Annotated in this window: 29 protein-coding genes; 3 read left to right on the plus strand and 26 right to left on the minus strand. The window is 48.9% G+C overall.

Features of this window, described 5'->3' with window-relative positions:
- Positions 1-9 precede the first annotated feature (9 nt).
- The 13 genes from BM299_RS04920 to ylxM form a co-directional block, all read right to left on the minus strand.
- Entirely contained in the window at positions 10-453 is a 444-nt protein-coding gene (locus tag BM299_RS04920) for an NADH-quinone oxidoreductase subunit C (RefSeq protein WP_092482354.1), read from the minus strand.
- Positions 454-1,044: an NADH-quinone oxidoreductase subunit B gene (locus tag BM299_RS04925; RefSeq protein WP_092482355.1), complete on the minus strand. Its 591-nt coding sequence runs from the start codon at positions 1,042-1,044 to the stop codon at positions 454-456.
- Positions 1,035-1,343 (minus strand): NADH-quinone oxidoreductase subunit A, encoded by a 309-nt coding sequence (locus BM299_RS04930; protein ID WP_425429467.1) that lies wholly within the window; start codon positions 1,341-1,343, stop codon positions 1,035-1,037. Before BM299_RS04930 ends, BM299_RS04925 begins: the two co-directional genes overlap by 10 nt.
- Positions 1,344-1,630: 287 nt before the next feature.
- A complete protein-coding gene (locus tag BM299_RS04935; RefSeq protein ID WP_092482357.1) occupies positions 1,631-2,440 on the minus strand; it encodes a ribonuclease HII in 810 nt (269 codons plus the stop codon).
- A 96-nt stretch (positions 2,441-2,536) separates the two neighbouring features.
- Positions 2,537-3,385, minus strand: a complete 849-nt coding sequence (gene ylqF / locus BM299_RS04940; protein WP_092482358.1) for a ribosome biogenesis GTPase YlqF — start codon at positions 3,383-3,385, stop codon at positions 2,537-2,539.
- Between the two features lie 61 nt (positions 3,386-3,446).
- Positions 3,447-4,001, minus strand: a complete 555-nt coding sequence (gene lepB, locus BM299_RS04945; protein ID WP_092482359.1) for a signal peptidase I — start codon at positions 3,999-4,001, stop codon at positions 3,447-3,449.
- A gap of 65 nt (positions 4,002-4,066) precedes the next feature.
- On the minus strand, positions 4,067-4,408 hold the full coding sequence (rplS, locus tag BM299_RS04950; protein ID WP_092482360.1) for a 50S ribosomal protein L19: 342 nt from the start codon (positions 4,406-4,408) through the stop codon (positions 4,067-4,069).
- A 118-nt stretch (positions 4,409-4,526) separates the two neighbouring features.
- Positions 4,527-5,285, minus strand: a complete 759-nt coding sequence (trmD, locus tag BM299_RS04955; protein WP_092482361.1) for a tRNA (guanosine(37)-N1)-methyltransferase TrmD — start codon at positions 5,283-5,285, stop codon at positions 4,527-4,529.
- Positions 5,286-5,332: 47 nt separating this feature from the next.
- A complete protein-coding gene (rimM, locus tag BM299_RS04960; protein ID WP_092482449.1) occupies positions 5,333-5,860 on the minus strand; it encodes a ribosome maturation factor RimM in 528 nt (175 codons plus the stop codon).
- Positions 5,861-5,979: 119 nt separating this feature from the next.
- Positions 5,980-6,207 (minus strand): KH domain-containing protein, encoded by a 228-nt coding sequence (locus BM299_RS04965; protein WP_092482362.1) that lies wholly within the window; start codon positions 6,205-6,207, stop codon positions 5,980-5,982.
- Positions 6,208-6,225: 18 nt separating this feature from the next.
- Positions 6,226-6,495 carry a 30S ribosomal protein S16 gene (rpsP, locus tag BM299_RS04970; protein ID WP_092482363.1) on the minus strand — a complete coding sequence of 90 codons (270 nt, stop codon included), beginning with the start codon at positions 6,493-6,495 and terminating at the stop codon, positions 6,226-6,228.
- 67 nt (positions 6,496-6,562) lie between these two features.
- The gene (gene ffh / locus BM299_RS04975; protein WP_092482364.1) at positions 6,563-7,930 is read right to left on the minus strand and encodes a signal recognition particle protein; all 1,368 of its coding nucleotides are present in this window, start codon (positions 7,928-7,930) and stop codon (positions 6,563-6,565) included.
- Between the two features lie 4 nt (positions 7,931-7,934).
- Positions 7,935-8,282: a YlxM family DNA-binding protein gene (gene ylxM / locus BM299_RS04980; protein WP_092482450.1), complete on the minus strand. Its 348-nt coding sequence runs from the start codon at positions 8,280-8,282 to the stop codon at positions 7,935-7,937.
- A gap of 282 nt (positions 8,283-8,564) precedes the next feature.
- On the opposite strand from ylxM, the gene BM299_RS04985 reads away from it, so the two are divergent.
- Complete coding sequence (locus tag BM299_RS04985) at positions 8,565-9,980, plus strand: aspartate aminotransferase family protein (protein WP_245779653.1); 1,416 nt, start codon at positions 8,565-8,567, stop codon at positions 9,978-9,980.
- A gap of 109 nt (positions 9,981-10,089) precedes the next feature.
- Here the strand turns inward: BM299_RS04985 and BM299_RS04990 are convergent, their stop codons facing one another.
- Positions 10,090-10,368 carry a transporter suffix domain-containing protein gene (locus BM299_RS04990; RefSeq protein ID WP_245779659.1) on the minus strand — a complete coding sequence of 93 codons (279 nt, stop codon included), beginning with the start codon at positions 10,366-10,368 and terminating at the stop codon, positions 10,090-10,092.
- 338 nt (positions 10,369-10,706) lie between these two features.
- Here BM299_RS04990 and BM299_RS04995 point away from each other — a divergent pair, with 338 nt between their 5' ends.
- Positions 10,707-10,937, plus strand: a complete 231-nt coding sequence (locus BM299_RS04995; RefSeq protein ID WP_092482367.1) for a hypothetical protein — start codon at positions 10,707-10,709, stop codon at positions 10,935-10,937.
- 155 nt (positions 10,938-11,092) lie between these two features.
- Here BM299_RS04995 and BM299_RS05000 read toward each other — a convergent pair whose 3' ends face one another.
- The 10 genes from BM299_RS05000 to BM299_RS05040 form a co-directional block, all read right to left on the minus strand.
- Complete coding sequence (locus BM299_RS05000) at positions 11,093-11,800, minus strand: Vitamin B12 dependent methionine synthase activation subunit (protein ID WP_092482368.1); 708 nt, start codon at positions 11,798-11,800, stop codon at positions 11,093-11,095.
- Positions 11,801-11,867: 67 nt separating this feature from the next.
- Positions 11,868-13,712: an ASKHA domain-containing protein gene (locus BM299_RS05005; protein WP_092482369.1), complete on the minus strand. Its 1,845-nt coding sequence runs from the start codon at positions 13,710-13,712 to the stop codon at positions 11,868-11,870.
- Positions 13,713-13,901: 189 nt separating this feature from the next.
- A complete protein-coding gene (locus BM299_RS05010) occupies positions 13,902-14,600 on the minus strand; it encodes a GntR family transcriptional regulator (protein ID WP_092482370.1) in 699 nt (232 codons plus the stop codon).
- Positions 14,593-15,273 (minus strand): cobalamin B12-binding domain-containing protein, encoded by a 681-nt coding sequence (locus BM299_RS05015; RefSeq protein WP_092482371.1) that lies wholly within the window; start codon positions 15,271-15,273, stop codon positions 14,593-14,595. Before BM299_RS05015 ends, BM299_RS05010 begins: the two co-directional genes overlap by 8 nt.
- Positions 15,274-15,314: 41 nt before the next feature.
- Entirely contained in the window at positions 15,315-16,004 is a 690-nt protein-coding gene (locus tag BM299_RS05020) for a DUF1638 domain-containing protein (protein WP_092482451.1), read from the minus strand.
- Between the two features lie 255 nt (positions 16,005-16,259).
- Positions 16,260-17,492, minus strand: coding sequence for an MFS transporter (locus tag BM299_RS05025; protein ID WP_092482372.1), 1,233 nt, complete (start codon positions 17,490-17,492; stop codon positions 16,260-16,262).
- A 128-nt stretch (positions 17,493-17,620) separates the two neighbouring features.
- The gene (locus BM299_RS19235) at positions 17,621-17,764 is read right to left on the minus strand and encodes a hypothetical protein (protein ID WP_165608188.1); all 144 of its coding nucleotides are present in this window, start codon (positions 17,762-17,764) and stop codon (positions 17,621-17,623) included.
- 13 nt (positions 17,765-17,777) lie between these two features.
- Positions 17,778-18,932, minus strand: a complete 1,155-nt coding sequence (locus BM299_RS05030) for a uroporphyrinogen decarboxylase family protein (RefSeq protein WP_092482373.1) — start codon at positions 18,930-18,932, stop codon at positions 17,778-17,780.
- 1 nt (position 18,933) lies between these two features.
- Positions 18,934-19,572 (minus strand): cobalamin B12-binding domain-containing protein, encoded by a 639-nt coding sequence (locus BM299_RS05035; RefSeq protein ID WP_092482374.1) that lies wholly within the window; start codon positions 19,570-19,572, stop codon positions 18,934-18,936.
- 271 nt (positions 19,573-19,843) lie between these two features.
- Complete coding sequence (locus BM299_RS05040; protein WP_092482375.1) at positions 19,844-20,659, minus strand: methyltetrahydrofolate cobalamin methyltransferase; 816 nt, start codon at positions 20,657-20,659, stop codon at positions 19,844-19,846.
- A gap of 343 nt (positions 20,660-21,002) precedes the next feature.
- Here BM299_RS05040 and BM299_RS05045 point away from each other — a divergent pair, with 343 nt between their 5' ends.
- On the plus strand, positions 21,003-21,269 hold the full coding sequence (locus BM299_RS05045; protein WP_092482376.1) for an FmdB family zinc ribbon protein: 267 nt from the start codon (positions 21,003-21,005) through the stop codon (positions 21,267-21,269).
- 118 nt (positions 21,270-21,387) lie between these two features.
- Here the strand turns inward: BM299_RS05045 and BM299_RS05050 are convergent, their stop codons facing one another.
- Positions 21,388-21,897 carry a type 1 glutamine amidotransferase domain-containing protein gene (locus tag BM299_RS05050; protein WP_092482377.1) on the minus strand — a complete coding sequence of 170 codons (510 nt, stop codon included), beginning with the start codon at positions 21,895-21,897 and terminating at the stop codon, positions 21,388-21,390.
- Positions 21,890-23,212: an amidohydrolase gene (locus tag BM299_RS05055; protein WP_092482378.1), complete on the minus strand. Its 1,323-nt coding sequence runs from the start codon at positions 23,210-23,212 to the stop codon at positions 21,890-21,892. Before BM299_RS05055 ends, BM299_RS05050 begins: the two co-directional genes overlap by 8 nt.
- Between the last annotated feature and the right edge of the window lie 24 nt (positions 23,213-23,236).

Genomic DNA, 23,236 nt, shown 5'->3' on the forward strand with positions numbered 1-23,236 from the left:
TATAATAGGTTACTCCCTGCCGCCTTCCCAACGGAAGTCCTTGCGCAGAGGGTGTCCTTCAAACTTATCGTCCAATAAAATGCGTTTCAGGTTGGGGTGACCGGTAAATACAATCCCCAGCAAGTCATACACTTCCCGCTCCTGCCAGTTGGCGCCGCCCCAGACAGGGAAAACCGACGGCACTTCCGGATGCTCCCTGTCGACATCGGTTTTAACCATCAGTGTGTAGCCCTTTTCAATGGAGTTGAGGTTGTATACCACTTGAAGTTTGTTTTCTTCGGGATAATCAACTGCTGTCAAATTGGTCAGGAAATCCAGCGCGTATTCATCTTTCATCGCTTGCATGAACTCCAGCAGTTTATCCGCCGGAACATTGACGGTCTTTTGCTCATCAAATTCAATATAGCTGAACTTTTGTTTCATTTCATCAACCGGTGCGAGTTGTTCTTTCATTTAACCCGTCACCACCTTGCTCTTATTCTGCAGCCGTTCACGTTTATCCAAAATCTTGTCCTTCAACATGAGGAACCCTTCAATAACGGCGTCGGGCCTGGGAGGACAACCAGGCACATAAACATCCACAGGCACCAGTTTATTGGCGCCGGGCACCACATAATATGAATCGACAAACGGTCCGCCTGATATGGCGCAACTGCCCACGGCGATGCACCACTTGGGCTCGGCCATTTGCTCCCATAAACGAAGCACGAAGGGGGCCGCCTTTTTAGTTATGGTACCGGCCACCACCATGACGTCCGCCTGACGGGGCGTACCGCGCATAACCTCGTATCCGAAACGGGAAAGATCATAACGCGGGCCGTTGGCGCCCATCAAAGCCTCGATGGCGCAGCATGCCAGGCCGAAACCCAGCGGCCATATTGAGTGCGCCCTGGCCAGGTTCAATATTTTTTCCACCGGTGCCAAGTAAACCAATCGCTTCAACTCGTGCATGGTGTGGTAATCAGGGTTATCTCCGAAATATTCAGGGGCCCAGATATCTTTTTGCACGGTTTCAATCTGTGTTTTCCCCTTGTTTACTTCCATTCCAACGCACCTTCCTTCCAGGCGTACCACAAGCCCACAATCAAAATGAAGATAAAGATGATCATCTCAATGAACGCAAATAATCCCAGGCTCTGGAATTTCACCGCCCAGGGATAAAGGTAAATTGTTTCTACGTCAAATATGACAAAAAGTAATGCATAGAGGAAGTAACTGGTCCTGAACTGCACCCAGGTGGGGCCCACAGTCGGCAAACCGCACTCATATTCTTCCAGTTTGACCGGGTTTAACCGCCTGGGGTGGATAATAAAAGATGTAACAATTCCACCCGCCCCAAAGATTAATGCAACCACAAAAAATATAAACACACCCGCCCAATCTGACACTTCTCTCCCCCCTTTCCCTTTAATTTTTCATAGCAATAAAACAATTGCTTTATATATTCAAACCGGGGAGAACAAAAACCACTACATGTGAAATTCGTAACTCCCTGGCACGCCAACAAACATTTTGAAAACAAGCGCCTGTTCAAAATCAACAAGCCCAGTCCGGCAATTTATGATCGCTTTCTCACAATGTCGTCTACCTGACAGAAGTATTTAAAGATATTATATAAAATTTTGTCAAATTAACTATTTTGGTCCGTATTGTCATGTTTGTCAATTAACTGCTTGACCGGCGCAAAACCGCGCCTGTGTATGGGGCACGGTCCGAATGCCGCCAGGGCCGTCATATGGGAAGCGGTACTATATCCTTTGTGGCGGTCGAAGCCGTATTCGGGGTATAGTACGTGACAAATATTCATCAACCTGTCCCTGGTGACCTTGGCCACCACCGAAGCCGCGGCAATGGAGGGACATAACCCGTCGCCCCCGACCACGGCCCTTTGTTCCAGGTCCGTCAATGACAGGGTAAACTTCCCGTCAAGCAAAACCAGGTCCGGCTTTAATGCCAGGTTTTGTACCGCCCGCTGCATGGCCAACATTGAAGCACGGTGAATATTGTATTTCTCGATTTCGCCGACGGTGGCCATGCCCACCGCCCAATCCAGGGCCGCATCCTTAATCCTGGTTTCCAAAGTTTCGCGCCTGGCCGGGACAAGTTTTTTGGAATCATCCAGCCCGTCCAACAGCCAACCTTCGGGCAGGATAACGGCTGCCGCCACCACCGGCCCGGCCAGCGGACCGCGGCCCGCCTCATCCACACCCGCCACCAGGCTCTGGCCCGGTTTTTTCAAGGTCTGTTCGTATTCCCGCATCCTTGCCAGGCGCTGCCGGTTCGCTTCATACTTTTGCCGGTCGGCCACGCACCGTTTGTATAAAGCCTGCACCGCTGACCGGTTGTCCCGGGCCATGGCCGCCAGCAAATCTTCAGCCGGCCCGCCACCTTGTTGCAGCAGCTTTTTTATCTGGGTCACCGTCAGGGAACTTATATCCACGGCAATAACTCCGACAGGAAAGCTAAACTTATATTTTTTTTCGCGGGTTGACCGGCAAATCCCTGCCCGCAGCAAAATATTTTTAGGTTTTTTTACTTACTGTCCAGGCAAATCAAGGGTATACTTCCCCAATCTACCCTCCCTGAATTCTTTAAGCACCAGCACCGCGGTCTTGTACCCGTCCACCTTTCCGCCGGAAACAATAAACCCTCTCTTGGTCCCAATGCTTATCAAAACCTCCCAGGCAGTGCCCGGCGGATTATCCAGTTTGTAACGCTCAGCCAATACGCCCGGGGCCCGGTCCAGCAACCATTCCACCAGTTTCAGACAAACATCTTCGGGGTCGTAAACCTGTTCCTTGATGGCGCCGGTCATGGCCAGTTTATACGCAGCCTCCGGGTCCTCAAACTTGGGCCACAAAATACCGGGCGTATCCAACAATTCCAGGCCGCTGCCCAGCTTGATCCACTGCTCCCCCCGGGTGACGCCGGGGCGGTTGCCCGTGCGGGCGGCCTTTTTCCCGGCCAGCCGGTTGATCAGCATCGACTTGCCCACGTTGGGCACGCCCACCACCATGCAGCGCGCCAGTCGGGCCCGGCGGCCCCTGGCCCTGTATTTATTCAAGGCCGGGCGGGCCTGTTGTTCGGTCAGCGCGACCATCTGCTTGACCCCCATGCCCCGCTGCGCATCAACGGCCACCGCCGGCAGGCCATTTTTTTTGAAAAAATCCAGCCAGAGCGCGGTTTTTGCCGGGTCGGCCAGGTCAGCTTTATTTAAGGCCATCACCCTCGGTTTGCCCTGCAAAATCCGATCTATGTCAGGGTTTCGGCTGCTGGCCGGTATCCGGGCATCCAGCAGTTCAATAACCACGTCCACCAGTTTTAGATTTTGCTGTACCTGCCTGCGGGCCTTGGCCATGTGCCCGGGGTACCACTGGATATCCATGCTTTCACCTGCATCGTCCTAATATTAACTTATTCTTTCCACCAAAGCTTATGATTCATATTTACAGCAACCTGATCCGGTCCAGGGGCCAGTATATCAACACTGCCTTGCCCACGATGTTTTCTTCCGGCATCGGCCCCCAGACCCGGCTGTCGTCACTGTTGTTGCGGTTGTCGCCCATCATGAAATAGCTGTCCGGCGGTACTTTCACCGGTCCGAAATCATCGAACCGCAAGCCTCCCGGCAAGTAATTCTCCGCCACCGGCTTGCCGTTTATAAACAGCCGGCTGTTGCGAATTTCCACCGTTTCCCCGCCGCGGCCGATCGTGCGTTTGACGAAATCCCGACTGGGGTCCAGGGGGAACCTGAACACCATGATGTCGCCCCGTCGGGGCTCGCTGAAACGATACGTCAATTTGCTGACAATGATTCTATCCCCGACTTGCAAGGTCGGCACCATGGATTCCGACGGGATATAAAACGGTTGAAAAACAAACATCCTTATTACTACCGCCAGTAAGACCGCTATGGCAATCGACTCCAATATCTCCATGACAGCCGATTTTTCCTTTTTACCCGGCTTGTTTTCCAGTTGCTCCCGCCCCGCCTGTTCCATTTTCATCCCCTCAAGCTTTAACAGATTTAAAAAGGGACTGTCTAACAAGCAGTCCCTGATTATAACTAGCGAATGTCTTTAATGCGAGCGGCTTTGCCGCGCAGGTTGCGCAGGTAGTAAAGTCTGGCCCTGCGGACGCGCCCGCGTCTGACCACTTCAATTTTGTCAATGCGCGGGGAATGCAAAGGGAAAGTTCTTTCTACGCCAACCCCGTATGATACCCGGCGAACGGTAAAAGTTTCACCCAGACCGCCGCCGCGGCGCCTGATAACCGCGCCTTCAAAAACCTGAATCCGCTCCCGGCCGCCTTCAACCACCTTGACGTGCACCCGCACCGTGTCACCGGGACGAAACTCGGGAATGTCCTGTTTAAAATGTCCTTCTTCAACGGCTTTAATTAAATCCATGCAATGTACCTCCTTCCCCCCGGGCGTTCATGCCCCGCATCATTTCAGAGCAGCGGACCGCCGTAATCAACAAGAAAAATTATACCATAATCGGCCTCGTAGCGCAAGAATGCCTGCATTAGTCTAACTGCAAAATTCCCCGAATTACTTCTGCCATTTCGCGGAGTATGTCACGATCTTCGTCGGTGAGGATTTCCTCCCGTAGCAAGTCGGGACGGCGCTCCAGGGTTTTCAGCAAGGCCTGGCGACGGCGCCAGCGCCTGATATTTTCATGGTGGCCGCTGAGCAGGATGTCCGGCACGATTAGCCCCTCGTATTCCCGGGGCCGGGTGTACTGTGGATACTCCAACAGTCCCCGGTAAAAAGAATCCTCTTCCGCCGAGGCGCTTTCGCCAAGGACACCGGGGATCATGCGGGATACCGCGTCCACCACCACCATGGCCGGCAGTTCACCGCCGGTGAGCACGTAATCGCCGATAGACAGTTCGTCCGTCACCGCCAGTTCCCGCACCCGCTCGTCGAATCCTTCGTAATGACCGCAAATGATCACCAGGTGTTCCTCCCGGGCCAGATCCCTGGCCCAATTCTGATCAAAGGGCAGGCCGGTGGGGCACATCAGCACCACCCTGTTCAGAGCGCCGCCCCGCAGGCCTCGCACATGCTCCAACGCCCGCATGACAGGCGGCGCCTGCATTACCATCCCGGCGCCCCCGCCGTAGGGAGTGTCATCCACGGTATTGTGCTTGTTGCCGGAAAAGTCCCGGATGTCGGTGAAGTTTATTTCCAAGAGCCCCTTTTCCCGGGCCCGTTTGATAATACTGCTGTCAAACGGCCCCGCGAACATTTCCGGAAACAGTGTCAGGATATCGATTTTCATGATCATTCCTCCAACGGTTCAACGGTGCCTGGCACCAAGTCAGCAAGTTATTGCGTTTCCTCCAGCCCCTCCGGCAGTTCCACGGTCATCCTTTTCTCCGCCGTATCGACGCGAAGCACCACTTTTTTCAGCGCCGGTATTAAAAGCGGCCGCCGGGTATTTCCTTCCACCACATAGACATCGTTGGCTCCGGTTTGTAACACTTCCTTCACATGCCCCAGGGAGCGCCCTTCGGTGGTAACCACTTCCAGTCCGACGATGTCAAAGATATAAAAGGTATCCTCCGGTAGGGGCATCAACTCTTCCCGGGGAATCATCACCAACGCCCCCTTGAGCGCCTCCCCGGCGTTCATGTCGTTAACGCCCGCAAACTTAACAATAATAAACTTTTTATGTTGATAGGTTTTCTCAACAAGGCGGATTTCAAACCGACCGCCCTGCTGCAGATAGACCCTTTCAGTGTCGGCAAAACGTTCGGGGAAGTCGGTGAGCGGAATCACCCGCACTTCGCCCCGGTTTCCCTGAGTGTTTACTATTTTGCCTATGGCAATAAATTTATTTGCCTCTTCTGTCAATAATCCCACCCCCTCGGGAAGGTCCAAGCCGGTTTCCAATACGTTCAAATATGTACAAAAGAGGGCCTTGAAGCCCCCTTTGGTAAATCGTTATTTATTATTTCACGGACCGGCGGCCATTAAATAATTTCCACGGTAACCTTTTTGCGCTCTTTGGTGGCTGCCGCTTTCACCACGGTGCGTATGGCCCTGGCGATCCGGCCCTGTTTGCCGATAACCTTGCCCATATCGTCCGGGGCAACGCGCAACTCAATGGTACAGGATTTTTCATTTTCAATCATGTCCACGGTTACCATATCAGGATTGTCGACGAGGGCTTTGGCCAAAGTTTCCACCAGTTCCTTCATGGGATTAACCTCCTCAAATTACTGGCCCTCGCTGCCGGCGGCATTTTTGGTGATGCCGACCTTATTAAACAGGGCTTTGGTGGTGTCCGTCAGTTGTGCACCTCTGCGCAACCATTCCGCTGCCTTCTCTTCGTTGATTTTGATCACTGCAGGTTCTTTCAGCGGATCATAATAACCTATCTCCTCAATAAAGCGACCATCTCTGGGAGATCTGGAATCAGCCACCACTATCCGGTAAAAAGGATTTTTTTTGGCCCCCATTCTTTTCAGCCTGATCTTGACTGCCACTTGTGTTCACCTCCTTATGCTGGTTTGTACGTCATACACCATGCGATTGGATATGTTTGCTGTTGCATTAAAAAGGCGATCCTTTTTTCCCCAGTCCGAGCAGATTTTTACCCAGCTTGCCTTTTTTGGCGCTTTTTTCCATTTCCATGAGCTGCTTCATCATTTTTCGGGTTTGCTCAAATTGCTTGAGCAGGCGGTTTACTTCCTGCACGCTGGTGCCGCTGCCCCGGGCTATGCGCTTGCGCCGGCTACCGTTGATCTCCTGCGGGTGCTGCCTTTCCCAGGGCGTCATGGAGCTGATAATGGCCTCCACGTAAACCAGGTCCTTTTCATCAACTTCCAGGTTTTTTAGTTTCTTCATATTTCCCAAACCCGGAATCATGCCCAGGATCTGGTCAATAGGACCCATCTTTTTTACCTGGTTAAGCTGCTGGACGAAATCATCCAGGGTAAATTCCATGCTCCGGATACGCTTATTGAGTTTTTCCACCTGTTCGGCGTCAAAGCTGGCCTGGGCTTTTTCAATCAGCGAGAGCACGTCGCCCATACCCAGTATGCGGTCAGCCATCCTGTCCGGGTGAAAAGCCTCCAGGGCGTCCAGTTTTTCGCCCATGCCGACGAATTTAATGGGACAACCGGTGACCGCCTTCACGGACAGCGCCGCCCCGCCCCTAGTATCGCCGTCCAGCTTGGTGAGCACCACCCCGGTTAAGGACAAGCGCTCGTTGAATGTTTTGGCCACGTTAACCGCGTCCTGGCCGGTCATGGCATCGACCACCAGCAGTATCTCATTGGGCTTGACAGTTTGCGCGATATTTTGGAGTTCGGTCATCAGTTCGTCGTCTATGTGCAGCCGGCCGGCGGTGTCGATAATCACCAGGTCGTTGCCGTCCCTGCGGGCCTTTTCCACCGCAGCCCGGGCAATATCCGGCGGCGCCACGCTGTCGCCCATGCTGAACACGGGCACATCAAGCTGCCCGCCCAGCACTTGCAGCTGCTTGATAGCGGCCGGGCGGTAGATATCACAGGCCACCAGCAAAGGCCGCCGCCCCTGGCGGCGCAGGTGATTGGCCAGCTTGGCGGTTGAGGTGGTTTTACCCGCCCCGTGCAGGCCCACCATCATCACTACCGTGGGCGGTGCAGGAGCCGGTTCAATCTTGCTCTGGGTGCCACCCATCAGCATCGCCAGTTCATCGTGCACAATTTTTATCACTTGCTGGGCCGGGGTCAGGCTTTGCAAAACATCGCTGCCCACAGCCCGCTCCCGCACCCGGGCAATAAAATCCTTGACTACCTTAAAGTTAACGTCCGCGCCGATCAGCGCCCGGCGCACTTCCTTTAACGCCTGGTCCACGTCCTCCTCGGTCAGCCGGCCCTTTCCTTTCAGTTTTTTAAATGTTTCCTGGAGCCTTTCAGCCAATCCGGAAAAAACCATCACCTTACCCCCTGTCCATCTCCAGTATTTCCTGTAATATCTCTCTGGCCCGGGCAATTCTACCTGGCGAATTTTTATTATGCTCTTCCAGCAACCGGGCCGCCTCGGCCAGCTTGTTACGCTGTTTTAAAAATTTGTCTATCAGCCCCAGTTTCCGTTCATAGTTCCGCAGCGTGCTTTCCGCCCGTTTCAGTGTATCATAAACCGCCTGCCGGCTGACGCCGTAGTTTTCGGCAATTTCCCCCAGGGAATAGTCGTTTCCGTAATATAATTCAATGAACTTCTGCTGCCTTTTGGTCAACAACTGGCCGTAAAAATCACACAGCAGCGTCATCATGGTTACTTTATCCATACTCATTTAAAAAAACCTTCTCGCATATAAAGTAAAAATACTTTACAGCAAGATTTTACTCAAAACTCTTTCGAGTGTCAAGTATTCTAATTAACACCCCGTGATAACGTGTTTTTTAATAAAAAGGGGACTGGCTCATTTTTCGCTTTTTGAAAAAGGTGCCTGCCCCCTTTTTACGCAAAATATAAGACTTTTTAGCGCTACTAAAAATTGACAAAATAAATGTGTAATGATAAATTTAAATTGTGCACAAAAATTTGCACAACCGGGAGGGATGAAATTTTGATCTCTGAAAAACAGGTTTCCATAATTTCACCTGAATTGATTATAACTCTGGATAACGCGGTGGCCTTACAGAGGAATGAAGTCCGGTCCTTGCATAAAAATTACGGCAATGCCGGCCTGGTAAACCTGATGGGCATATTGAACTTTGACCGGCAATTTGTCCGGGCTGAAGGAACGCGGGTATGGGACAGCGAGGGGAACGCTTACCTGGATTTCCTGGGTGGATACGGCTCGCTGAACATAGGCCATAACCATCCCCGGGTTATCGAGGCCGTGGAGCAAGTCAGGGAATTACCCAATATATTGCAAGCCAGTATTCCGACCATAACAGCGGCGCTGCTGCACAACCTGGCCGTAATCACCCCGGGTAAATTAAAAAGATCCTTTTTGTGCAACAGCGGCGCCGAGGCCGTGGAAGGCGCTCTCAAACTGGCCCGGGCCGCCACGGGGAGAAAGACATTCATTTACTGCCGCAACTCTTTCCACGGCAAATCGTTCGGTGCCCTGTCCGTGACGGGCAGGGAAAAGTATCGCGAACTTTTCGAGCCCCTGCTTTTCGATTGCCGGGAGGTGCCTTTCGGCGATATTGATGCACTGCGCAAGGCCCTGCGGAAGTATCAAGCCGCAGCTTTCATCGTGGAGCCCGTTCAGGGCGAAGGGGGCATTAATATGCCGCCCCGGGGCTACCTCTCCGAGGCAGCCCGGGCCTGCCGGGATGCCGGCACCCTTTTCATCGCCGATGAAATCCAGACCGGTTTTGGCCGGACCGGGGCCATGTTCGCCTGCCAGCATGAAAATGTGGAGCCGGATGTCATGTGCCTGGCCAAGTCCCTGGGCGGGGGCATCATGCCCATCGGCGCGTTCATCACCAACGACGACATCTGGCAAAAAGCGTACGGCAGTGTGGAAAAAGCCACTCTGCATACCTCCACTTTCGGCGGCAACACCTGGGCCGCCGCGGCCGGAATAGCGGCCATAGAGGTGCTGGTCAAAGAAAAGCTGCCCGCCGCGGCGGCGGAAAAGGGCACTTACTTTATCTCCGGCCTGAGGGATTTGCAAAAAAAATACCCCCTGCTGCAGGAAGTACGGGGGCAGGGTCTTTTAATCGGCATAGAGCTGGCCCAGCCGGGCGGCCTGACCAACAAGGCCACCATGGGACTGGCGTCGAAACTTTCCCATGAATACCTGGGCAGCATGGTGGCCGGCGAATTGTTGAACCGGCACCGCATCATTACCGCCTATACTTTAAACAACCCCAATGTAATAAGAATGGAACCGCCTTTGACCGTAACCGGGGAGGAGCTGGATTATGTGCTCAACGCCCTGGACGACGTGCTTAAAAAGCATAAGGGATTTTTCAGTTTCGCCGCCACCAGCGCCAAGACGGTGCTAAAAAGTATCCGGGGCAAATAAGAACCGGTTTACTGATACAGGCCCTTGCCATACCCAAAGCAAGGGCCTTCTCTATACACGGCGCCGGTTATTTGCGTTTGCCAGGTATCGTTTAAACAGCACTTTGCTATCATCTTTTAAACCAGCGTACAGGGTTAATATATTTTTTTAACCGGACAACAACTTCCTTGCCCAAAATTAAACCACCGACCCAAAATGACACTTCACCTGTAACAGCAAGCGCCGTAGAAATGCCTACTTTCACACCGGTGGAAAAAGGGGTAAACGGCACAACTAAAATTAAGCCATATAAAATAAATGACAATACAATAAAACCTGCACCCAGTTTCCTGAACTTATTATTCCTAGAATCAACCGTTGTACGAACCTCTTCTTGCTTTTGATCCATCACCTGGTTTTCCTCTCAAAGAATGATTTTCCTTTTCCTGCATACATGCGATAAAAAAAGCGTTACATACTTAAGATCACATGTAATTATCTTTTCAACCGTAAATCTTCTTATCATAAATTATCTTACCCGTCAAATGACCTTTCCACAGTGTAACATATCCTCATCCGGCCAGGCAAAATATATTTTCGTTTTTTACCTAAATTTTAAAAAAATATATTTTTTTGTCTCTAAAAAAAGTCAAATATAACATAAATACCTCCCTAAACGGAAAAGCTGTTTTAATAGTAAGTGTTATAAAAGAATATGCTTGATAAATGGTTTTAAGGGGGAATATCATGCCCAAGGCCGGTAAATTACGTTCTATTCGGGCAAGTGAATTAAGGAAAGTCACTGCCGGTAAATTAAGAACCTTTGATGCCGAAGATCTACGAGATGTTACAACGGAAGAACTGGAAGAATTATGCGAAGCCCCAGGGGATCAGGGGTGCGCGGATCAACTAAAGGCTGCGGCCGAAGACCGCCAAATGTTAAAAACTACCGATTTTTTTAAAGAGACACGAGACTAACTCAGAAAGTTGTAAGATTAAGGAGTAATAAAAAAATTAAAAACTGTAAAAAAATTTCAAGAAGGCGAATAAAAACCCGTACCCCCTGTTAGAAAGGTAAGGACGGGTTTTTGTTGCATTTCTTTCTGTAATTTTTTTTAAACATAACCCAAGTGTTAACATTTTTGTCCAAAATGGCTTAGCTGGCATTTTTTTAGTAAGCTGCAGAAATCACAATGAGTTTTCCCCTTAAAGTCCGGTAGGTTGCGTCCCACTCCGGCTACCATGGCAATTGATTTGCGGGGCATCATTAAGTTTAAATCTGTCAGACGAAGGCCAATTTGCTCAGCTTTAAGAAAGTGAAAGATAGTTTGCATATCTTCAAGCGAACGCCAGTATGAGTGTCCGGGACCCATGGGAAAGGTCGTTTTCAGGCCTGCGTTACGGTAATGCTCCTTGATTTTATCCATTAATGAACTACTGCTTTTGACAATATATGCTGTTCCGGCCGCACTAAGGGCAAAAGCTTCCAACGTTTTCCCAGCCTTACTATAGTAATCCTCACGATCGTCTAATGCACTTCCGACGGTCATCGCGAAAATAATTAACTTATCAGCAGTTCCCGCCACCCTCACCAAAAGTCCGCTGGTTAACTTTTGCCCTTCCTCAAGAAAAAGCTCCTGCTCTCGGGCACCCAATATATCAACCTCACGCCAAATCACGGTTGGGCGGACTAAAGCGGTGGCTTCCGCCAATAACTGGCGGTGTAATTCCACCGTACTTGGACGGGGAGGACGTTTGCTGTAATCAGCCCCTTCTGCTTGGAAAAGATCTTCTACAGTCACATCCGGCAATGTAATTTCCCAAATCTTCGGCTCTGTCATAACTTTGCTTCCATCCTTTTCTATTCAGGCTTTAGAATAATAAGGTGTGGCCAACCCAAATAAAGTCTCAAATGGTTTTAAAATACGTGCATTCTGCAAAAATACTATTAAATTTGGGATAACTGCCTAATTCAACAAATTTAACAGAACCAGCTATACCAGCTGCCCGGCGATACTCACTTAACGATAGTAAAGCTAATTTGGACCCGGTACCCGCGGCATTGCCGACCATTTTGATTTTACTTTCCAGTTCCAGCGGAATTAATCCGATCATACATGCGCTGTGCGGGTTTAAATAATTCCCAAAGGCCCCGGCCAATAGAACTTCTTTGATTTCGCCGGCCTTGATACCATAAACTTCCATCAAAACCCTAACACCTGCCGCTATTGCACCCTTGGCCAACTGAAGTTCCCGAATATCACTCTGGGTAATCATAATCGGCCTGCCGTGTCCGGTTTTACTTGCGTCTGCAAGAAGAAAAGCGGCTTCACCTTCGCACTTCGTAAGACGGTCTTTAAATCCTTGTGCCGCATTATTTGTTAATTGTTCAAAAGGTAATATTTTTCCCCTCTTATTAATAATACCCAATTCCAGCAATCCCGCCACCGTATCAAGCAAACCAGAACCGCAAATGCCCAGGGGTCTGCCCCCTCTAATTACAGAATATTCAAGTTTATCCCCAAAATAAACATGGTCAATGGCTCCGGTGGCGCCCCTCATGCCGCTGCTTATCTGGGCTCCTTCAAAGGCAGGCCCGGCCGCGGCAGAACAGGCAACTATTTTTTCTCTTGAGCCTAGAGCAATTTCCCCGTTGGTACCAATATCTATGACCAGCTTGATATCATCACTCCGGTCAATTTCTGTAGCCAAGAGCACCGCTGTTGTGTCCGCTCCGACAAAACCTGCAATATTGGGCAGCACGATGATTTTACCTGCCTGGTTAATGTCAATTTGCAGTTCATTGGCATTTATCACCAAGGGTTCACTGATAGCTGATACATATGGTGATACCGCGACATTCCGGGGGCTTATACCAAGAAAAAGATGATTCATACAGGTGTTTGCCACAATGGATATCCCGTAGATATGCTTTCTGCTTATTCCGGCTTTTTCTGCCGCTTCCCCAATAAGTTTATTTATTGCCTCTAACACAACGGCATGCAGTTTTTCAAGCCCGTCTTTTTCCTGGTTTGCAAAGGTGATACGTGAAATAACATCTGCGCCGAACTTCGCCTGCGGGTTAAGCGTCGATACCACACCTAACTCATTCCCGGAATAAATGTCCAGCAAATATCCTACGATAGTAGTTGTCCCAATATCAAAAGCCATGCCCAGCATGGTCCCCGTGGTATCTTGCTCCTCGATTCCCACTACTTTATTGCCATACATAACTGCAGTAAGGCAATGCTCGGCCTCTCGAATGGTTCCCGGCAGCTGGCGCAAAAGGGAAACCGGCACTTCTAAATCGGAATGATTATACCCGTGTTTAGCCAGGCAATCTTTCAGACGACGCCAATCTGACCGCTGAGCATCCAGCGAAGGCTTCTCAACTTCAACAAATATTTTGTTTAAGTGCGGCTCAACCTGAAATGCCCTTTGCCCTGAGGTTATCAAAATATTGTGCTGCAGCTGTTCAGGCAGCTCCACGGTAATATTACCGTGGATTTTGGTTGAGCAAGCTAAGCGAATTCCGTCTTCCAATTCTTTTTCCTTAAGGATTTCCTGCTCCACAGCGGTCGGTTCGCCCGCACCCGCCAAAATCTTCACCCGGCATTTTCCGCACTTTCCCCTGCCGCCGCAAGGAAAATCAGCATCAAATCCAGCCTCGTTTATAGCTTCCATAATGGTGCTGCCTGCCAATACTTCTATTTCCAAATCTCCGGGTTGGAAAATCACTTTATAGCCTTTCAAGGTAAATCCCCCTAACACTAGAGTAATTTAAAGGTTAGCGGAGCCATGGGGACGGTTCAAGCGTCCCCGAAGCGCAGCGAAGGGCCGAAGGGAAGACGATGGAACCGTCCCCGTGGCGTAGCCGGAAAAAACTAAACTGCACCGGTAACTGATGCAGCTTTTCAACCCCCATCCAATCATCTTGGAATTTCATTCACTAATTCCCTGTAATTTAATATAGTCTCCCCGATAATAAGTTATCCCCAGGCCCATTGGCTTGTTTTCAGTGTTATAAAGTTTCTGCTCAACAACCAATAAGGCGAGCCCGTCGTAAATATTTAAATATCTTTTTATATCATCACCAGGCACTGCGGAATAAATTACCAGTTCTTTCTTCAACGCAAAAAGAGGAACTTTTTTAGATAACATTTCGGGAAAAGTTGCATGTTCAATTTCCTTTTCTACAATAGGCATCCCTTTTTGATAAAGTAAATATTTAACGTCATATGCTACGGGGGCGCCATCTGTATAGAACAGCCTGCGAATCATAATAACGTTTTTGTTTTTGGTAATTTGCAGATCACTGGCCAACTTTTCATCCGGCATAATAATATTAACTTCTAACAGTTTTGTTTGATCAACACTGTTAATAGAGTTGTTCTTCTCGTCGTAGTATATGGTATATTTGTTAAGCTCAGGTTTCCGAACAAAATTACCTTTCCCCGGAATAGAATAAATGTATCCTTCGTTAGCTAAAACGGCTAGACCTTTTCTCACAGTCATCCGGCTGGCGCCATATTCATCACATAATGCTTTTTCTGATGGTACGGTATCACCCGGTTTTAATTCGGCGCTGTTTATCTTCTTCTTGATATCTTCAACTATTCTTAGGTAAACCGGACTAACCATTATCAATTACTCCCTGTTCTTTAATGCCGTTCATCCACTCTTTGCAAACTTTAACCCCAACCGAAGCGTCGTTGGCAAAGTTATCCGCCCCAATAAATTTACAGATTTCTTCTGTGAGATGGTTGCCGCCAACAATAATCTTGACTTTGTCCCTGACCCCGGCTTCTACAAAAGCATCTACTACCTCTTTCATTGTATCGACGGTATTGGTCAACACTCCGCTAAGCCCCAAAATGTCCGGTTTGTATTCCTCATATTTTTTTAAAAACAATTCTTTGGGCACATCCACCCCAAGGTCAATAACCTCAAAGCCGTTTGCCTCCAACATCCCCCTGAAAATATCCTTGCCAATATCATGGATATCCCCTTTTACAGTGCCAAGAAGAACCTTGCCAATTTTGTTATTATGTTTAACGTAAAAATGGGTAGTCATTTTATCCAATTCCAGCACTTGTTTGAAAATAAGTCCTGCCATAATTAAATCAGCTATATAATAATCCTTGCACTCATAAAGTTTACCTACCCGGTTCATGCCTTCGTTTACCAGGTCCAGCAGGTAAAGTGGATCCATACCGTCATTTAACAGTTCGTCGGCTAATTTAACGACATTCTCTTCGTCCAACTGTTCCACAAGCCTTATTAATAACCTTTCCTTTTTTCCCAAATCTTTCATTCTGCCCTCCGTTAAACATAACATTGGAGTTTTGCTTGACTTTATATAGCCTGATGGGCTGGTACTGTATGCGCCAATCCGAGGTGAGTAATACTTACCGTTCCGCCTTTGGGGACAACGCAAAAGTCTTCATCATAAGGTCCCGTCAACAGCTTTTTCAGGAACCAAATGTCACCTTTAGCCATAACCAGTTCCAGGGCAGTGTTTTGGGCCAACTCTTCAGCTTTTCTTAAACAGTCCTCCAGATTATAAGCTCCGGTGTCTATAAGCATAAAATAATGGTAGTGCTTAAGCATTACTTCAAACAATCTTTTGGTCCTTTTTTCGCCATAACGTTTTAGCGCGTGCTCGTATTCCACAAATATGCTTTTAGAACCTTCCATCCAACCTTTGGTTAAAAAATATGTCTGTTTATGGCGTTCAAATTTTTCATCAGGCCGGCTTAGTACCATAGATATACAATCTTCCGTCTTAGGGATAATCAGGTTAGCCGTTGAGGCCTTTAAACCTACCAGACCGTTCCCGCAGCAACCATAGACAAACAAAATGTTATCTATGTTTTTCAGGCTATCTATTTCTTCCTGCAGTTTTGCCCTTAATTGGTTGGGGTCGTTATGGTAATCAGACTCTACCCAAATTACCGGAGGCCGACATCCGGTTTCGTGCATGGCCAAATTCAATTCATCATGCAGTGTTTGGCAGGCAATAATCGCATCACTCACAAAAATCATCCCCGTAAGCAATGTAGTAACAAAGCCAAGTTTAATATTTAGGTTAAACCGGAAAACCTGCGGTAACAATGCGAGACGTATATACAACCATATACTAATTCTCATCATAAATTTAGTAAATCTTTTTGTCAACTATAGGATGCCGGTCCGGCCCACTATTGAAGATGCCGAGTTTAAACCAAGTTGCGCGGCTTAAGTATAAGGGAGGGGGAACAGGAAAGTTCCCCCTGCTTCCCGACACAGCTTCTCCTTTTATCAGGTGGCTTCGGCAAAGTCAGCACCGGCTTTAGCCCGGAGCTTGGCGCCCAGTTCAGGAAGCAACAAGACCACAACGCTCACGAGGGAAAAGCACAAACTGCCCAGGGAGAAGAACAGGTTGTAGTTCTGACCCGCCAACGGAGCAATAACAAAAGATGGGATAAAGACAGCTCCGATAACCTGAAGGGTACCGATGATTCCTCCGGCGCTTCCGGCATAAACGGGGCCTATTTCCGGAAGCAGCATCGGAAATGCTATAAGCAACGGTGCGCACATTCCCGACATGATGCCGAGAACGACAAGCAGCACCGGCATGGCCGCCCCTTGGGGCGCAACCCAGGCAGAGTACCCGGCCATCGCTCCCAAAATTGCTACAGATGCCAAAAAGGGCTTCATTTTGCCAATGCGGTTGGAGACGACAGGCCCTAAGATACTGCCGACAATGGTACCAAACGTGATTAAAGACGTCATAAAACCGGCCGTTACCGGACTCATCCCACGCACATTATGTAATGCATTTGGTAGGAACCCGGAAAATGCCATGGAAGAGCCCATAAAAAACATCAATGCCACACCCACCAGCCAAACGTTTCTGCTCCTGGCAGCAACACCGATATACTTAGTCACGGGCATAACCGGCAGATCAGGCGCTCCCTCAGGCTTGGCTTTAATGAACACCATCCATAAAATCCATACTGCCAGCATGACTAAACCTGCAGTAATGAAGGCGCTTTTAGTTGTGGGAAACAATGCTGATGTGGCTAAAGCGATACTCATGCCGACACCGGTGGCAGAAAAATAGATACCCATAGCGATGCCCATGTGCTCTTTGGGAAACCATGCTCCCAGAAGCTTTGATACGTTAGCATTCAAGAAGCCGGGACAGATCCCGGCCAGGAACATCAGGGCAAACAACTCCAAGAAGTTGTCGGCGGCAAATCGGAAAAACGCTCCTGCTATAGAAAAAACAAATCCTACTGCAACCACTCTTTTGACGCCCCACCGGTCAGCCAAGGCGCCTGCCGCAAAGCTAAAAAATAAACCTGCCAACATGGGCGCGGTTAGGACCATGCTATACTGCCCGGATGTCAGTTGGAAATCGGGGATAATCTTATACGCCAGAGCTGCTACTTGAAACTGTGCGGCAAGCCCGATACACACGGCAGACCACATGATGGCCAGGATCACCCAGCGATATGGCGAGAGCACTGTTTTTAAACTTTCATTCATATTTATATTCAACCCTTTTGAGTAATTTTTAACATGTATCTCCCGCGGGGCTAAAAAAGTAAAAATAATACAGAGAGACGGGGGCTCTCTCTGTATTAACCGGGGTAAACCAACCCGCTGCTAAAATATTACATTAACAGGAACATAATGAATGAAAACATCATTTCCTCATAACCCTGCATTTTGGGAGCCATTACCTTGGCTTGTTTTTCGTCGATTTCAGGATGCTCCGCCCGATACTGTTCCCAGGTTTTATAATATTTTGTATTCATACCCAACCCTCCCCTAATAATTAGCATTGGCGGCCACATACTCCAACACCGCACGCGCGTTTTCCACATTCACGCTGTCCAGTGTAATCGGAACCTTATCAAAATCAAAGTAATACCTGCCGCCCGGCGCCAGAATATCTAAAAGTTCCTTGGCCTTGTCAATGCACTGCTGCTTGGTTCCGGTTTTGAGCAATGAAACTGGATAGAAACCTGCAATAATGTGTTTTTTGCCGAGTTTTTCTTTAACCAGTTTGGGGTCGCCGTATTCAAATCTCATGATTGTGTTTTCCGGTAATTCATACAGGTAATCAAGATAGCGCATCCAGTCATGCTCAACAAAAAGATTTGAAGGGTGTCCCGCTTCGGCCAGCGCTTCAACCAGTTTCTTGAATGTAGGCCAGTAAAATCTCTCAAAATCTTTAGTGCGCATAAACGGCGCCATATGCAGCGGGATAAAAGTGGCATTGTATTTTGACGGAAATGGCTGCATCCCGGCTTTGATCATCAGCGGAGTTGCTGCTTCCACCGCCGCTTCCACTTTATCCGGAACTCTTCTTATATCGGTTGAAATACCTTTAAAGCCCCTTAACTGGTCGGAAATAAAATCAAAGGGCGCCTCGGTAAACCCTGCAAAGAAATTTACGTCACCATAGCCATATTTTTGGTTCAGCCTGCCGTAGATCATTATGGCAGTGCCCATTTCGTCATGGAAAGCTTTAAATGCTTTGGCCAGGGCCAGTGCTTTTGTACTGGCATCGGTATCAAGTTCAGTATATATACGCGGCAGTATTTTCTCGATGATACAGTTGTAGGGGGAGGCAATGAAATCATCGTATTCTTCCTGCAACAACCCTTCAACTTCGGGGTGCTGCAAAAAACCATTGGAGCTCATCACAAAATTTCTTGCCCCCAGCAGTCTGTAGAAGGAAGGGAATCTGAAGGCGTTCACAGGAAGCAAGTCCGAGTAGAAATCCCGGCATATTTGATCAAATATTTCTTCAAGCTGGCCGGTGTCCCATTGGGCTTCCATCAGGTTTTTTCCAGCATACTGAATAGCAAATTCGATGGAAAAACTCACAAAAATGGGCACCCTTTTGGGGATATTACCGTCAATCACATCGCGGAACAATTGTGTTCTTTCCCGGGCCAAAGCCATTACGTCGGTCATACTATTTCACCCACCCTTGACATATTTTAACGCCTTCGGCGGCGTTGGTTGTGAAAGCGTCCGCACCGATAGCCCTGCATGCTTCCTCTGTAACAGGGTTCCCGCCAATAATTACTTTAACTCCATCGCGCAATCCGGCTTCTTTAAGCGCATCCACTGTTTTTTTCATGGAATCCAGGGCGAGGGTAAGCACGCCGCTCATGCCCACGATTTCCGGCTTTATTTCTTTTACTTTTTCCACAAAAGTGCCGGCGGGAACGTCGATGCCCAGGTCGATGACTTCAAAACCGGCTGCTTCTGACATGCTCTTAAAAATATTTTTACCGATGTCGTGTAAATCACCTTCAACCGTGCCAAGAACAATTTTCCCCACTTTGGCGGTGCTTTCCCCACCTATGACAGGCTTTAAGATATCGATTGCCGCATTAAGTAATTCCCCGGCAAAAATTAAATCACCGACAAAGTACTCTTTCGCGTCAAATAGGTCACCGACTATGGCCATTCCCTGCTGACATGCGTTTACCACCGCTGCGGCTTCTTCGCTGCCGGGGTTCGCAGCTACAAATTCTTTTAACATTCCTAACACCTTTGGTTCGTCGAGATCTCCTACGGCCTGAGTTAATACTTGCATATCCAACATTTGTAAGTCCCCCTTTAGTATAGTAGTTGTTAGATAATCCGTTTGCGTTTGCTGGTTGCTCTTACTGCTTGATGCTTATTATCCCCCCCTCATATAAGCTAATTTTTGTGCGTATTCATCGGTAAATAATAAAAGCGTTGGTTTGGTTCTTTCTCAGCCTTTGCATAAAACCTGACTATATTGTACATACTTGTACATACAAGTTACGCAAAAAAATATATTCTTGTGCTGGAAAGGCTTGTCTTTTGCTAACTGTTTACTTGTCAAATGTTTATTTAACGGCACTTCTATCTGGGCCAATTTTGTTTTTCCGATAAGCATTGGCAAAATTCCTGCAATGCCTGTCGCGCCCGAGTAATGCTTCAGTTGCCAGAAGGGTGGTTAATATATCTCTGTTGCATGGGTCAAGGATGGCCGAATCCATGCCCGCATAGGCTGCAATGGTTAAGAAGTGTTGGTTAATAATTTTTCTTAGGGGCATGCCAAAGGAAATGTTACTTAAGCCTGAGGTTACTTTAATTGTGGGGTAGAGTTTTTTTACAGTTGTTAATGTCTCAATGAAGTTTAAAAATGACTGGTTATCTGCTGATAGCGCCATTACCAGTGGGTCAATGTGGATTCTGTCGGGGGTTATATCATACTTTTGGGCTTTTTCTACCATTATTTTGGTTATATCAACCCTTGTCGGAACATCAGACGGAATGCCCTTGTTATCACAGGTTAAGGCAATAACCTGCCATTCCGTCCCCTGAATCATGGGGTAAATAACTTCACACTTTTCGCCTTCTTCAGATACCGAGTTAATGATGCCAGGCTGCTTTGCGTACTTGAAAACCTGTTCAATTACTCTTGGATTGGGACTGTCAATACATAAGGGTTTATCGACGGCATTCTGAACAATGTCCATTAGCCATTTTAAAGTTTCAGCTTCAATCTCCGGAGCAGTGCTTGCACATACGTCAAGATAGTCGGCGCCTGCTTCAACCTGCTTAACGGCCAGATTACGAATATGCTCTTCGTCCTTGTTTTCTATAGCCTTTTTTACGCTCGGGATCGTTCCATTAATTTTCTCTCCAATAATTATCAATTTGAAAACTTCCCCCTTATTTTATGCTTTTAAATTTTTGTATTTACTTGTATATACATGTATATTTATATATTATCATACTTGACTAAATTGTCAATACATAACTATCTGATAAATTAAAAATTTAAAGTTTTTTTATTTTTTTGAAAGAGCGGGATAGGACATTCCTTAGTTGGGGACATTCATACGTTGGGGACGTTCCTCCGAAGGAGGTGTGTCCCCGTACCTTATAACCGTCCCCATGGCTCCGCTAACCTTTAAATATATTAGAAGAAGGATTTTATAAAGCAACGTCGAAAAACATATCTCCGTGAAAAAATTACCCAGGAAAGGAGAATGAACTATGCCCATTTTTGAATATAAGTGCAAATGTGGTAAAGTATTTGAAGCCCTTACCCTCCCTGCTAAAGAAAACGAACAGCTTAAATGCCCGGAATGCGGAGGAATAGAATTGACCAAATTGATCTCCAAGCCTTTCCTGCCCAACTCGGTGGGCGCACCGGCGGACTTGCGCGGTTCTTCCGCATGCTGCGGCAGTAAACCGGAAAATCAGGGCTGCACGCCGGGCAGCTGCTGCGGGGATACTGCGGAAAAAGGGCTGGAACACTAAAAAAAGCCAAAAGGAGCCATTCCCCTTTTATAACTTAATGCAAAATTTTTAAAGGCCCGACCATTTTGGTCAGGGCCTTTACTTTTAAGCAGCGCCAAGAAATAATAGTATCCAAATATTAACCTATTTTTCCTAAAACAGCGCGACAGAAGGCCGGCAGGTCGTCGGGCATGCGGGAGGTGACCAGGTTGCCGTCCACCACCACTTCCTGATCAACATATTCTGCACCGGCATTGATTAGATCATCCTTGATGGCAAAGAAAGACGTCGCCTTTTTGCCTTTTAATATTCCCGCCGAAGCCAGCATCCAGCCGCCGTGACAGATGGATGCCACTACGCCGCCTTTTTGGTACACCTTGCGCACCAGATTGACCATGGCCGGGTCGCGGCGCATGAAATCCGGAGCAAACCCGCCGGGGATAATCACCGCGTCAAATTGCGCGGGATCGGCGTTCACGGCGGAAACATCTTCTTTGGCCGGCAATCCTACCTTGCTGGGGTAAGCCTCCCTTCTGCCCGTGCCCACCACCGTTACTTCGCAACCCGCTTCCTTAAAGCGATAGTACGGGTAGATAAACTCGTACTCGTTGTACATTTCTTCCAGCAAAATAGCCACCTTTTTAGCCATTGACTTTGGCCTCCTTTCTGCTTACCAGTGATTCAGCGGTACGCTGGGCTTCCTCCAGTACCGCGTCCTCGTCCAGCGTCAGAATACGGCGGTTTTCCATAACTACCCGGCCGTCGATAATCACCGTGTCCACGTCCGACGAAGCCGCGGCATACACCACGTGGGCGTACAGGTCAAACAAAGGGTAAAGGTGCGGTTTATGCATATCCAACAATATTATATCGGCCCGCAGGCCGGGTTTAATGCGGCCAATGGTATCTTCCATGCCCAGCACCCGGGCCCCCTCGGCGGTAGCCATAAGCAGGGCCGTATAGGCCGGCAAAGCTCTGGAATCGCCGGTATGCACTTTTTGCAGCAGCGCGGCGGCCCGGATTTCCTCCAGCATATCCAGATTGTTGTTACTGGCCGCGCCGTCGGTGCCCAGGCCGACTACCGCCCCGGCTTCCAGCAAACGGCTCACCGGGGCCACCCCGCTGGCCAGCTTCATATTGCTCTGGGGATTGTGGGCAATGCCTACCCGGCGCCGGGCCATGATTTCAATATCGTTGTCGTCCAGGTGCACGCAGTGGGCGGCCAGCACGGGCAATTCAAACAGCCCCACTTCCTCCATCAGAGCAACGGGTGACTTGCCGTACCGCTCATTAATTTCCTTTATTTCATCCAGGGTTTCGGCCAGGTGAATGTGAATTCCCACCCCCAGTTCCTTCGCCGCCTCTATTACCCTTTTCAAATACTCGGGCGGGCAGGTGTAGGGAGCGTGGGGCCCGAACATGGCGGTGACCCGCCCGCCGGCGCCGCCGTGCCACTCTTTGATAAACTCCACACTTTCCGAGAAAGCCCGGTCGGCCTTGGGGCCGAAACCGATCATGCCCCGGCTGAGCACGGCCCGCATCCCGGACTCATCCACCGCTTGGGCCACCCGCCCCATGGCATCGTACATATCGGCGAAGGTGGTGGTGCCCCCGCGAATCATTTCGGCGCAGCACAGCAACGTGCCCCGGTAGATGTCATCCGGCGTCAGGTGCTCCTCCAGGGGCCAGATTTTTTCTTTCAACCACTGCATCAGGGGCAGGTCGTCGGCATATCCTCTGAGCAGCGTCATGGCCGCGTGGGTGTGGCAGTTAATCAAGCCGGGCATGGCCATCATCCGGGGACAGTCCAACACCCGGTCCGGTACAAAATCCTCCGGCGTGGAACCGGCCGGCCCCACGTGGGATATTTCATTATCCTGCACCGCAATTTCCCCGTTGCGGATAATCTCCCCTTCGCCATCCATAGTTAAAACAGCCATACATTTAATCAGCAGCTTCGACATAACACCCTCCTTTTACGGGGTCAG

Origin of the sequence: Desulfoscipio geothermicus DSM 3669 (assembly GCF_900115975.1) — a bacterium.
Lineage (GTDB): Bacteria > Bacillota > Desulfotomaculia > Desulfotomaculales > Desulfallaceae > Desulfoscipio > Desulfoscipio geothermicus.

Coding starts and splice junctions, on each gene's coding strand:
- BM299_RS05055 (WP_092482378.1), bottom strand. CDS start 23,212: ATGTCGAAGCTGCTGATTAAATGTATGGCTGTTTTAACTATGGATGGC.
- BM299_RS04920 (WP_092482354.1), bottom strand. CDS start 453: ATGAAAGAACAACTCGCACCGGTTGATGAAATGAAACAAAAGTTCAGC.
- BM299_RS05050 (WP_092482377.1), bottom strand. CDS start 21,897: ATGGCTAAAAAGGTGGCTATTTTGCTGGAAGAAATGTACAACGAGTAC.
- BM299_RS04995 (WP_092482367.1), top strand. CDS start 10,707: ATGCCCAAGGCCGGTAAATTACGTTCTATTCGGGCAAGTGAATTAAGG.
- rplS (WP_092482360.1), bottom strand. CDS start 4,408: ATGGATTTAATTAAAGCCGTTGAAGAAGGACATTTTAAACAGGACATT.
- lepB (WP_092482359.1), bottom strand. CDS start 4,001: ATGGAACAGGCGGGGCGGGAGCAACTGGAAAACAAGCCGGGTAAAAAG.
- BM299_RS05015 (WP_092482371.1), bottom strand. CDS start 15,273: ATGAAAGATTTGGGAAAAAAGGAAAGGTTATTAATAAGGCTTGTGGAA.
- BM299_RS05045 (WP_092482376.1), top strand. CDS start 21,003: ATGCCCATTTTTGAATATAAGTGCAAATGTGGTAAAGTATTTGAAGCC.
- BM299_RS04925 (WP_092482355.1), bottom strand. CDS start 1,044: ATGGAAGTAAACAAGGGGAAAACACAGATTGAAACCGTGCAAAAAGAT.
- ylqF (WP_092482358.1), bottom strand. CDS start 3,385: ATGGATATCCAGTGGTACCCCGGGCACATGGCCAAGGCCCGCAGGCAG.
- BM299_RS19235 (WP_165608188.1), bottom strand. CDS start 17,764: ATGAATACAAAATATTATAAAACCTGGGAACAGTATCGGGCGGAGCAT.
- BM299_RS05010 (WP_092482370.1), bottom strand. CDS start 14,600: ATGGTTAGTCCGGTTTACCTAAGAATAGTTGAAGATATCAAGAAGAAG.
- ffh (WP_092482364.1), bottom strand. CDS start 7,930: ATGGTTTTTTCCGGATTGGCTGAAAGGCTCCAGGAAACATTTAAAAAA.
- BM299_RS05000 (WP_092482368.1), bottom strand. CDS start 11,800: ATGACAGAGCCGAAGATTTGGGAAATTACATTGCCGGATGTGACTGTA.
- ylxM (WP_092482450.1), bottom strand. CDS start 8,282: ATGGATAAAGTAACCATGATGACGCTGCTGTGTGATTTTTACGGCCAG.
- BM299_RS05020 (WP_092482451.1), bottom strand. CDS start 16,004: ATGATTTTTGTGAGTGATGCGATTATTGCCTGCCAAACACTGCATGAT.
- BM299_RS04965 (WP_092482362.1), bottom strand. CDS start 6,207: ATGAAGGAACTGGTGGAAACTTTGGCCAAAGCCCTCGTCGACAATCCT.
- trmD (WP_092482361.1), bottom strand. CDS start 5,285: ATGAAAATCGATATCCTGACACTGTTTCCGGAAATGTTCGCGGGGCCG.
- BM299_RS05025 (WP_092482372.1), bottom strand. CDS start 17,492: ATGAATGAAAGTTTAAAAACAGTGCTCTCGCCATATCGCTGGGTGATC.
- BM299_RS04990 (WP_245779659.1), bottom strand. CDS start 10,368: ATGGATCAAAAGCAAGAAGAGGTTCGTACAACGGTTGATTCTAGGAAT.
- BM299_RS05035 (WP_092482374.1), bottom strand. CDS start 19,572: ATGTTGGATATGCAAGTATTAACTCAGGCCGTAGGAGATCTCGACGAA.
- BM299_RS05030 (WP_092482373.1), bottom strand. CDS start 18,932: ATGACCGACGTAATGGCTTTGGCCCGGGAAAGAACACAATTGTTCCGC.